At 70.4% G+C, this 10,881-nt stretch carries 9 protein-coding genes and 1 pseudogene; 6 read left to right on the top strand and 4 right to left on the bottom strand.

All coding sequences use genetic code 11. The features are described 5' to 3' along the window. The 3 genes and pseudogenes from CCN33_RS18240 to CCN33_RS18230 form a co-directional block, all read left to right on the top strand. Positions 1-315 (top strand): annotated as a pseudogene (locus CCN33_RS18240) (DUF3558 domain-containing protein); the annotation flags it as partial. 126 nt (positions 316-441) lie between these two features. Continuing rightward, a complete protein-coding gene (locus tag CCN33_RS18235) occupies positions 442-1,314 on the top strand; it encodes a DUF3558 domain-containing protein (protein WP_208621791.1) in 873 nt (290 codons plus the stop codon). A 97-nt stretch (positions 1,315-1,411) separates the two neighbouring features. Then, positions 1,412-2,653 carry a DUF2637 domain-containing protein gene (locus CCN33_RS18230; RefSeq protein ID WP_086694645.1) on the top strand — a complete coding sequence of 414 codons (1,242 nt, stop codon included), beginning with the start codon at positions 1,412-1,414 and terminating at the stop codon, positions 2,651-2,653. 67 nt (positions 2,654-2,720) lie between these two features. Here CCN33_RS18230 and lysS read toward each other — a convergent pair whose 3' ends face one another. Then, positions 2,721-4,517, bottom strand: coding sequence for a lysine--tRNA ligase (gene lysS / locus CCN33_RS18225; protein ID WP_086694644.1), 1,797 nt, complete (start codon positions 4,515-4,517; stop codon positions 2,721-2,723). Positions 4,518-4,614: 97 nt separating this feature from the next. Here lysS and argS point away from each other — a divergent pair, with 97 nt between their 5' ends. The 3 genes from argS (at position 4,615) to CCN33_RS18210 (ending at position 7,978) form a co-directional block, all read left to right on the top strand. Further along, on the top strand, positions 4,615-6,384 hold the full coding sequence (gene argS, locus CCN33_RS18220; RefSeq protein WP_086694643.1) for an arginine--tRNA ligase: 1,770 nt from the start codon (positions 4,615-4,617) through the stop codon (positions 6,382-6,384). A gap of 159 nt (positions 6,385-6,543) precedes the next feature. After that, a complete protein-coding gene (locus CCN33_RS18215; RefSeq protein ID WP_086694642.1) occupies positions 6,544-6,795 on the top strand; it encodes a hypothetical protein in 252 nt (83 codons plus the stop codon). A gap of 13 nt (positions 6,796-6,808) precedes the next feature. Then, positions 6,809-7,978: a flotillin family protein gene (locus tag CCN33_RS18210; RefSeq protein ID WP_086694641.1), complete on the top strand. Its 1,170-nt coding sequence runs from the start codon at positions 6,809-6,811 to the stop codon at positions 7,976-7,978. A 52-nt stretch (positions 7,979-8,030) separates the two neighbouring features. Here the strand turns inward: CCN33_RS18210 and hemB are convergent, their stop codons facing one another. The 3 genes from hemB to CCN33_RS18195 all read right to left on the bottom strand — a co-directional run. Continuing rightward, positions 8,031-9,023 (bottom strand): porphobilinogen synthase, encoded by a 993-nt coding sequence (gene hemB / locus CCN33_RS18205; protein WP_086694640.1) that lies wholly within the window; start codon positions 9,021-9,023, stop codon positions 8,031-8,033. Between the two features lie 78 nt (positions 9,024-9,101). Next, positions 9,102-9,671: a hypothetical protein gene (locus CCN33_RS18200; protein WP_244173853.1), complete on the bottom strand. Its 570-nt coding sequence runs from the start codon at positions 9,669-9,671 to the stop codon at positions 9,102-9,104. A 192-nt stretch (positions 9,672-9,863) separates the two neighbouring features. After that, a partial coding sequence (locus CCN33_RS18195; RefSeq protein WP_341866580.1) for a DNA-processing protein DprA occupies positions 9,864-10,881 on the bottom strand: 1,018 nt, incomplete at its 5' end.

Genomic DNA, 10,881 nt, shown 5'->3' with positions numbered 1-10,881 from the left:
CCCTCCGGCAGCCCCTCCCCGGACGCCTCCGCCGACCCGGCGGCGGGCGGCTCCGGCAGCGCCGCGCCCACCGACCTCCAGCCCCGCGTCCTGCCCGACCTCGGTGACGAGGCGTACCTGGACGACCAGCTCGGCTCGTCCGGTTCGACCGCCGAACCCCGGACGGTGACTGTGGTGTTCCGCACGTCCAACGTGGTCGTCACCATCGACTACGAGGAGCAGCCGATGGCTGTCGGCGCGGTCCCGGACAGCAAGGAAATGCAGGACAGGGCACGCGATCTGGCCTCTCAACTGGCCGACGTGCTGGACGGCTGACGCCTCCTCGCCCGCCTTGCTCCCCCTCCCCGAAGGCGCTCGACCGGCGACCGCGGGCCGCGCGTACCGCGTACGGTGGCCCCGCAGGAACCCGCACGAACACCGAGCGTCACGAGTGAAGGAACCATGCAGCGAGCAGCCCAGCGAGACGACCGTGCCCAGCGTGGACCGCGTGCCACGCGTCTGAGCCGTGCCCTGGTGTGCGCGGCAGCCGTTCCCGCGGTACTGATCACCGCGGCCTGTTCCTCGGACTCCGGCGACGCGCCGGGCAAGGCGGGCGCCTCCGCCAAGCCGTCCGCCGGCGGCGGTTCCGGGCAGCCCTCGGCGAAGCCCTCCCCGACCGTGCAGGCGTCGGTGTTCCGCAAGCTTCCCGAGCCGTGCAAGGTGCTGCCCAAGAAGACGCTGGGCGACCTGGTGCCGGAGGCGGACACGGCCGGCAAGAAGGGGTCGAGCGACGACACCGCGAACCGGTCCTCCTGCTCCTGGACCAGCCTGGACAACAACGGCGTCAAGGGCTCGCAGTTCCGCTGGCTGAACGTCTCCCTGCTCCGCTTCGACTCCGACACCTCGCGCGGCAGCGGCAACGACCAGGCGCACGCGTACTACACGCGCCAGGTCCAGGACGCCAAGGCCGCCTCGGGCGCGAAGAACACCAGGACGGAGGCGCTCGGCGGCACCGGTGACGAGGCGACGGCGGTGCACTACGACCTGAAGAAGAAGGAAGGCGCCTTCAAGCAGCAGACGGTGGTGGCGCGCGTGGAGAACGTCGTGATCACCCTCGACTACAACGGCGCCGGTCTCGCGGGCGACAAGACCCCGGACGCGGACGACCTGACGGCGGACGCCAAGAAGGCGGCCAAGGAGGCCGTTACGGCGGTGGCCAGTGCCAACGGCCGTTCGACAGAAGGCAGTTCCCCCTCGGCCAGTCCCTCCAAGGGCGCCTCCAAGTCCCCTTCCCCCAAGGGCTCGGCGTCCTCGGCCGCCCCCAAGAAGGGCTGACCGACACCACGTTCGGCGCACACCTGTGCCACTCTGTTGCGCGCAACAACACGCAAGGGAGGGAGTACGAGTGGCCGCGCCAATGCAGTTGACTCGGATGCACCGCGTTCTGATCGGCGTGGTCGTCACCGGTGCGCTGGTCATCGCCGGTATCGGCTTCGCCGGTTCGTACGCGGCCGTCCGGGAGCTGGCCCTGCGGAAGGGCTTCGGGAACTTCTCGTACGTGTTCCCGGTCGGCATCGACGCGGGCATCTGCGTACTGCTCGCCCTCGACCTGCTGCTGACCTGGATGCGCATCCCCTTCCCGATGCTGCGTCAGACGGCCTGGCTGCTCACGGCCGCGACGATCGCCTTCAACGGCGCCGCCGCCTGGCCCGACCCGCTGGGCACCGGCATGCACGCGGTGATCCCGATCCTGTTCGTGGTGGCCGTGGAGGCGGCCCGGCACGCGGTCGGCCGGATCGCGGACATCACCGCCGACAAGCACATGGAGGGCGTCCGCCTCACCCGCTGGATGCTCTCGCCGCTGCCCACCTTCCTGCTGTGGCGGCGGATGAAGCTGTGGGAGCTGCGCTCCTACGAGCAGGTCATCAAGCTGGAGCAGGAACGTCTCGTCTACCAGGCCCGGCTGCGCTCCCGCTTCGGCCGCGCCTGGCGCCGCAAGGCCCCGGTGGAGTCCCTGATGCCGCTGCGCCTGGCCCGCTACGGCGTCCCGCTCGCGGAGACCGCCCCGGCGGGCCTCGCGGCGGCGGGCATCGAGCCCGTCCTGCTGCCCCCGGCACCGGAGCCGGCACCCGCACTCCCCCAGCCGGCCCCGGCCGCGCTCCAGGCGGCGCCCGCGCAGGCTCCGGCCCCGGCGCAGGCCGTTCCGGCACCGCAGGCCCAGGCCGAGCAGCAGCCTCTGCCCCCGGAGGCCGAGGACGAGAACAGCCCCTGGTTCCAGACGCCCCCGCGTGACATCGACTACCACGGCGGCTACGACCCGGCCTTCGAACCCGGCCCGGACCCCCAGTACTTCCCCGAGGAGCAGTACGGGGACTGGTACGAGGAGCAGCCCCCGGAGCAGTTCCAGCAGCCCTCCCCGGAGGAGACGGGCAGCTTCCCGATACCCGTCGGCCCCAACCGCACCCGCGAGCTGGGCGAGGGCGGGGGGCCGTCGGAGCCGGACGAGGAGGAGCTGTACACGGTCTTCCGCCAGTCCATAGACGGCAGTTACCCCACCCCCCTGGTCTTCGCCGACAACGTGCAGGCGCAGTACGGCTTCACCCTGGACAAGGACTCCGCCAAGAAGCTCGCGGAGCACTTCCAGCAGCGTCATCTCGACGACCACATCGCCTGACCCCGCGCACACGCGAGGAGGGGGCGCCCGGTGTCATCACCGGGCGCCCCCTCCTCGTATGCGCGGCCTACTCCCCGAGCAGGGCCCGCACCCGCTCCTGACCGACCGCCAGCAGCAGCGTGGGCAGGCGCGGGCCGGTGTCCCGGCCGACGAGCAGGTGGTACAGCAGGGCGAAGAAGGTCCGCTGGGCCGTCTTGATCTCCGGCGGCAGCTCCTTGGGCGTGGCGTCGGCGGAGAAGCCGGCGCGCACCTTCGGGACGCCGTAGACGAGGTGGGTCAGGCCGTCCAGCGACCAGTTGTCCGCGAGCCCGTCGAGCAGCAGGCGCAGCGACTGGCGGGCCTCGTCGTCCAGCGACTTCAGCAGCTCGGCGTCCGGCTCCTCGCGCACGACGGTGCGCTGGTCGGCGGGGACGTAGGTGTTGATCCACGCCTCGGCCTTGTCGTACCGGGGGCGGGCGTCGGCGAGGTCGGTGATCGGGTTGGCCGGGTCCAGCTCGGACAGGATGCGCAGCGCCTGGTCCTGGTGTCCGGCGGTGATGTCCGCGACCGAGGCCAGCGTGCGGTACGGCAGCGGGTGCGCGGTCTTCGGCAGCTCACCGGCGGCGGTGCCCACCGCGCGGGTGTACGCGGCGACGTCACCGGGGAGCGCGGAGCCCTCGGCGACCTTGCCGGCGAGCTTGTCCCACTCGTCGTAGAGGCGCTGGATCTCCTGGTCGAAGGCGATCTTGAAGGACTGGTTGGGACGGCGGCGGGCGTACAGCCAGCGCAGGAGCTGCGGCTCCATGATCTTCAGCGCGTCGGCCGGGGTCGGCACACCGCCGCGCGAGGACGACATCTTGGCCATGCCGGAGATGCCCACGAAGGCGTACATCGGGCCGATGGGCTGCTCGCCCTCGAAGATCCCGACGATCTGGCCACCGACCTGGAAGGAGGAGCCCGGCGAGGAGTGGTCGACGCCGGAGGGCTCGAAGATGACACCCTCGTAGGCCCAGCGCATCGGCCAGTCGACCTTCCAGACCAGCTTGCCCCGGTTGAACTCGCTCAGCCGGACCGTCTCGCCGAAGCCGCAGGCGGTGCAGGTGTAGGCCAGCTCGGTGGTGTCGTCGTCGTAGGAGGTGACGGTGGTGAGGTCCTTGCCGCACTCGCCGCAGTACGGCTTGTAGGGGAAGTACCCGGCGGAGCCGGAGCTGCCGTCGTCCTCGGCGGCCGCTCCGGAGCCCTCCTCGGCCTCCAGCTCGGCCTCGTCGACCGCCTTCTGCTGCGGCTTCTTGCCCGGCGCCTTCTTGGTGCGGTACTGGGCGAGGATCGCGTCGATGTCACCGCGGTGCTTCATCGCGTGCAGGATCTGCTCGCGGTAGACGCCCGAGGTGTACTGCGCGGTCTGGCTGATCCCGTCGAACTCCACACCCAGCTCGGCGAGCGCCTCGACCATGGCGGCCTTGAAGTGCTCGGCCCAGTTCGGGTACGCGGAACCCGCCGGCGCCGGGACCGAGGTCAGCGGCTTGCCGATGTGCTCGGCCCAGGACTCGTCGACGCCCGCGATCCCGGCCGGGACCTTGCGGTAGCGGTCGTAGTCGTCCCAGGAGATCAGGTGCCTGACCTGGTACCCGCGCCGCCGGATCTCGTCGGCGACCAGGTGCGGGGTCATGACCTCGCGCAGGTTGCCCAGGTGGATCGGGCCGGACGGGGAGAGCCCGGAGGCGACGACGACCGGTTTGCCCGGAGCCCGACGCTCCGACTCCTGGATGACGTCATCCGCGAAACGGGAGACCCAGTCGGCGGTGTCGGGGCTCTGAGCCACGATCGGTGCTCCTTCAGTTCGGGGTGCCGGTCCGGCGGTTGTCCTCCGCCGGCCTCCTTCCATAATCCCAGACACTCCCGCGCGCGAAAAAACGCCTTTACCCCCCGTGGGATACTGGCCGGGACCATCCATTCCCACGAGGAGAACGGCACCCTTACCTATGGCCTCGGTCACGTCCCTCAGCGACTCCGTCCAGCAGCATCTCGCCTCCGCCCTCTCGGCCGCCCTGCCGGAGACCGCGGACGCGGACCCGCTGCTGCGACGAAGTGACCGGGCCGACTACCAGGCCAACGGCATCCTCGCGCTCGCCAAGAAGGCCAAGGCCAACCCGCGTGAGCTGGCGACGCGGGTCGTCTCCGGCATCGTCACCGGCGAGGTGATCGCGGACGTCGAGGTCTCCGGCCCCGGCTTCCTCAACATCACCGTCGCGGACAGGGCGATCATCGACAACCTGGCCGCCCGGTACGCGGACGACACCGGCCGCCTCGGAGTGCCGTACGCCGCGCACCCCGGCACCACGGTGATCGACTACGCGCAGCCGAACGTGGCCAAGGAGATGCACGTCGGCCACCTGCGTTCGGCGGTCATCGGCGACGCCATGGTGCGGCTGCTGGAGTTCACCGGCGAGAACGTGGTCCGCCGGCACCACATCGGCGACTGGGGCACCCAGTTCGGCATGCTCATCCAGTACCTGGACGAGCACCCGCACGAGCTGGACCACAAGGAGTCCGAGGTGTCCGGCGAGGAGGCGATGTCCAACCTGGACCGCCTCTACAAGACCGCGCGCAGGCTGTTCGACTCCGACGAGGAGTTCAAGACCCGTGCCCGGCGCCGGGTGGTCGACCTCCAGGCGGGCGACCCGAAGACCCTCGCCATCTGGCAGAAGTTCGTGGACGAGTCGAAGATCTACTTCTTCTCCGTCTTCGACAAGCTGGACATGGAGGTCCGCGATCCCGACATCGTCGGCGAGTCCGGGTACAACGACATGCTCGCGGAGACCTGCCGCCTGCTGGAGGAGTCCGGTGTCGCGGTCCGCTCCGAGGGCGCGCTGTGCGTGTTCTTCGACGACATCAAGGGCCCGGAGGGCAACCCGGTCCCGCTGATCGTCCAGAAGTCCGACGGCGGCTACGGCTACGCGGCCACCGACCTCTCCGCGATCCGCGACCGCGTCTTCAACCTCAAGGCGTCCACCCTGCTGTACGTGGTGGACGCCCGGCAGGCCCTGCACTTCCGGATGGTCTTCGAGACCGCGCGCCGCGCGGGCTGGCTGAACGACGACGTGACCGCCGTCCAGCTGGCCTTCGGCACGGTCCTCGGCAAGGACGGCAAGCCGTTCAAGACCCGTGAGGGCGAGACGGTCAAGCTGGAGAACCTGCTGGACGAGGCCGTCGAGCGGGCCACCGCCGTGGTCCGGGAGAAGGCCGGGAAGGTGGGCCTGACCGAGGACGAGATCGTCGAGAACGGCCGGTACGTCGGTGTCGGCGCCGTGAAGTACGCCGACCTCTCCACCTCGGCCGTGCGGGACTACAAGTTCGACCTGGACCAGATGGTCTCGCTCAACGGCGACACCTCGGTGTACCTCCAGTACGCGTACGCCCGGATCCAGTCCATCCTCCGCAAGGCCGGCGAGGCCCGCCCCGCCGCCCACCCGGAGCTGGCGCTGGCCCCGGCGGAGCGCGCGCTGGGCCTGCACCTGGACCAGTTCGCGGAGACGGTCCTGGAGGTGGCCGCGGCCCGCGAGCCGCACAAGATGGCCGCCTACCTCTACCAGCTCGCCTCGCTGCTGACGTCGTTCTACGACCAGTGCCCGGTGCTGAAGGCCGACTCCCCCGCCCAGGTGGAGAACCGCCTGTTCCTGGTCGACCTGACCGCGCGCACCCTGCACGAGGGCATGGCGCTGCTGGGCATCCGGACGCCCGGGAAGCTCTGACCCGTACGACCCGAAACGGCCCGGCCCGCCCTGTGCGGACCGGGCCGTTTCGCATCACCGGCGGGCCTTCAAAAGCCGGAGAAAACCTTGGTGTACGCCCGTCAACCGTAGGTCTATCGTCGGACCCGAGGACCAGAAACGACGGGAGGCAGCCGGGCGATGGCACAGGACGAAGCCGTGATCGGCTGCACGGGGGAACTGCTCATCGGCACGCGTGGCTCCGCCGGTCCCGGCGAGATCCTGGTGCGGGTCAGAGGCGGCTCCGAGACCTTCCTCGCCTGGTCGCCGGAGCCGCTGCCGCGCGGGACGACCGTACTCGTGATCGAGTCACGGGGGCTGCGTGAGGTCGATGTCATCGCGTGGGGCGATCCATTGGACACGCTGGGCGGGCTGTCCGCCGGCGTCGACTGAGGAGACGAGCAGTATGTTCGGTTACCGCGTTCCCGCTCCCGACGAGGCGATGCTGATCTCGGGTGGCAGGCGGGGACTGGGGGGCGCGCCGTTCCGGGTGGTGACGGGGCACGGGAAGTTCGTGCTCCCCGTGTTCCGCAAGGTCCGCTTCCTCACGCTGTCGATGTGCGAGGCCGAGGTCACCGAGACCTGTGTGACCAAGCAGGGCATCGCCCTGCACGTCCGCGCCGTGATCGCGTTCAAGGTCGGCAACGACCCGGAGAGCATCATCAACGCCGGCCAGCGCTTCCTCTCCGACCAGGAGCAGATGTCGGTGCTGACGGGGCGGATCTTCGCGGGCCACCTGCGCGCGATCATCGGCTCCATGACGGTCGAGGAGATCGTCACCGAGCGGCAGAAGCTCGCCGCCGAGGTGCTGGACACCTCGAAGATGGAGATGGCGAAGATCGGCCTGATCGTGGACTCGCTCCAGATCCAGTCGATCGACGACGGCAACACCGGTTACATCGACGCGATGTCCGCCCCGCACAAGGCGGCCATCCGGCGACAGGCCCAGATCGCCCAGGCCCAGGCCAACCAGGCCGCCGCCGAGGCGGAGCAGGTCGCGGCCCGCAAGCAGGCGGAGTACGCCCGGCAGACCGCGGTGGTGCAGGCGGAGTACTCGGCGCAGGTGGACCGCGCCCAGGCCGAGGCCGCCCAGGCCGGTCCGCTGGCGCAGGCGCACGCGCAGCAGGAGGTGCTGGCCGCGCAGACCGAACTGGCTCTGCGCAAGGCGAAGTTGCGGCAGCAGGAGTTGGTCGCGGAGATCGTGAAGCCCGCGGAGGCGGAGGCGGAGCGGGTCCGGGTGCTCGCCATCGCGGACGCCGAGCGGATGAAGATCCAGGCCGAGGCGGCGGCCTCGCACGACCGGGTCGCCCTGGACCGGATGCTGATCGACCAGCTCCCGCAGATCGTGAAGGAGGCCGCGGGCGGCCTCAAGGGGGCCAACGTCAACGTCCTGAACGGCGCGGACGGCCTCGGCGAGATAGCGGCCGGGCTGGTCGCCCAGGGCCTGACGATCCTGGACTCGGTCCGCAACAACCTCAGCGGCCAGAACGGCGCCCAGCCCTCCGAGGGTGGGCAGCCAGGCGGCCGCCTGGAGATCCAGGGCCCGCGCACCGCGGAGGACGACGGGGCGAAGTAGCCGGCCCCGGTCACCGCGCGCCCCCCGTGGCGGCGCGGTGACCGGCGACCCGCTAGCGCAGCTTCCGCGCCACCTCGGTGGCCCAGTAGGTGAGGATGTTCCGCGCCCCGGCCCGCTTGATCCCCGTCAGGGACTCCAGGATGGCCCGGTCGCGGTCGATCCAGCCCTTCTCGGCGGCGGCCTCGATCATGGAGTACTCGCCGGAGACCTGGTACGCGGCCACCGGCACGTCCACCGCGTCGGCGACCCGCGCCAGGATGTCCAGGTAGGGCCCGGCCGGCTTGACCATGACCATGTCCGCGCCCTCGGCGAGGTCCAGCTCCAGCTCGCGCAGCGACTCGCGCAGGTTCGCCGGGTCCTGCTGGTAGGTCTTGCGGTCGCCCTGGAGGGAGGAACCGACCGCCTCGCGGAAGGGCCCGAAGAAGGCGGAGGCGTACTTCGCGGTGTACGCGAGGACCGCCACGTCCTCCCGGCCGATCTGGTCCAGCGCGTCCCGGACGGCGCCGATCTGGCCGTCCATCATGCCGCTGGGGCCCACCACATGGGCGCCGGCGTCGGCCTGGACCTGCGCCATCTCGGCGTACCGCTCCAGGGTGGCGTCGTTGTCGACGCGGCCCTCGGCGTCCAGCACCCCGCAGTGGCCGTGGTCGGTGAACTCGTCCAGGCACAGGTCGGCCATGACCAGCAGGTCGTCGCCGACCTCGGCGCGCACGTCGCGCAGGGCGACCTGGAGGATGCCGTCGGGGTCGGTGCCCGGCGTGCCGAGCCCGTCCTTCTTCGACTCCTCCGGCACCCCGAAGAGCATGATCCCGGAGACGCCCGCCTCGGCGGCCTCCAGCGCGGCCTTCTTCAGGCTGTCCCGGGTGTGCTGCACGACACCGGGCATCGCCGCGATCGGCACCGGCTCGCTCACGTCCTCCCGGACGAACGCCGGAAGGATGAAGTCGGCCGGATGCAGCCGCGTCTCCGCGACCATCCGACGCATGACGGGCGAGGTCCGCAGCCGCCGCGGCCGCGCACCGGGAAAGGAACCGTACTTCGACATGCCTTCTACGCTACGCCCGCTCATCCGGTGCCTTTACCGACGCGCAGTCGGGCCGCGGGTATCACTCAGGCTCCACCGTCAGCAGTGGTTCCACGGCCGCAGCGGGCAAGCTCCCCAGGAGAAGCGGCGCAGCCTCGCCTGCTGCACGTGAGTCGCGGTGTCTCCGTAATCGGAGTTGAGATGTCGCCCGAGGACGACGACAGCCACACTGCCGGCACCGGCGGCCTTCAGCGCTGCGGAGGCGGACTGGGCGTGGCTGCCGGTGGTCCAGGTGTCGTCGATCAGCAGGATGTTCTCTCCCCAGATCGCCGACGAGGTATAGCGCGCCGGTGACGCCACGCGTCCCAGCGCGGCAGCCGCAGGCGTCGGGGTGAGTAACTCGCGGTATCGGTCGCGCGTGACTCCGACCATGTCGGCGACCAAGGTCCGCAGAGGATGATCATGACGCCCGCTGGTGCTGGGAACCGTGGTCACGGTGTCGAAGCCAGGAACGGCACAGTGGGTGGCGATGCACTCTTCGTGCATGGCCACGAAGCGCCAAAGGACTGCTGCCAGCCCCATACGGAAATACTGCTGCTGGGGGCCCACGGCATTCTTGTAGCGCCAGAGCTCATTGGCGTACTGCTCGCCCTTGAGGGCGAGGCTCACGGGGGCGACAGCGTCCGCCACCCCCGTTCCAAGGATCCTGCCGGCCTCGGAGCAGGGCCAGCAGGTCGGATAGCCGGCCTTGGCCGGACCACGGCAGACCTGGCACACACCGGGGCCATGCAAGAGGGGATGGACGAGGAAGTTGGCGTATCGGGCGGACAACCCGATAACAGTGGTCACCGATTCCGCCGGCTATGCCCAGGTCAGCTCGCCCGTAGCGGGGACGAGCGAGTCGAGGTGGCTGAACACGTCGTCGGGCCCGTCGATGACGGTGGTATTGGGTCTGGTCGCGTACTCCCGCGCCCACTCGTGGGTCATGAGGGAACGCATGAGGAACACTCGGCGGCCGTGTTCCAGAGCGAGACGGGCCTGCATGCGGGCCCCGCTCCGGTAAGCCGCCTCGATCACGACCGTGGCGAGGCTGTAACCGCTCATCACTGCGTTGCGCATGGGGAACGCCGTCTTCGACGGTGACGCGTCGGGCCAGAACTGGGAGATCACCATCCCCTTCTCCGCGATCTCCCTCTGGAGCCGAGCGTTCTGCGCCGGGTAGGCATGGCGCAGACCGGTGCCGATGACCGCGACCGTACGGCCCCCCGAGGCAAGAGCCGCCCCGTGCGCGGCCGTGTCGATACCGGCTGCCAGGCCGCTGACGACAGTGACGCCCCGTTCTGCCAGGCCGCCCGCGATCGCCCGGGCGTGGGCGGTGCCTCGCGGCGTCGGCGTACGGGTGCCGACGACCGCTACGCGCAAGTCGTCGTCGACGGGGTTCCCACGGAGGAACAGGAACGGAGGGCGCTGGTGGACGAGCCTCAGGAAGAGCGGATAGTCCTCGTCCAGGATCGTGACCAGTCGCATGCCTTCGCGCTCCCAGGCGGCGATCTCAGCGGCGACGCCGTCCAGGTCCGCCGAAGGCCCGGTATCGAAAAGAGCGCCTTGCCCGGAACCGTCGAGTGAGTTCTCCAGCACCTCGCGGGCACTGCCGACGCTCTCGATCTGGTCGGTGAGCTCGGACCAGGGGCGATCGCCACGTCGCAGCAGCGCGACGAGGGAGGCGCGCTCCAGTTCCCGGTCCATGCCGCAAGTATAGGAATGCCGCCCCAGCAGCCGGGCGGCATGAGGCATCCGCGCGGACAGGCAGGTGCTCATGCCGCACACGTCGTCGGGAAGACGGACCGGCAGTCCCTGCACCGCCCCGGCTCGGCGGCGC

It is taken from the genome of Streptomyces recifensis (assembly GCF_002154615.1).
GTDB lineage: Bacteria > Actinomycetota > Actinomycetes > Streptomycetales > Streptomycetaceae > Streptomyces > Streptomyces griseoluteus.
Note: the sequence above shows the minus strand (reverse complement) of the source record. Positions and strands in the feature narration are given on the sequence as shown.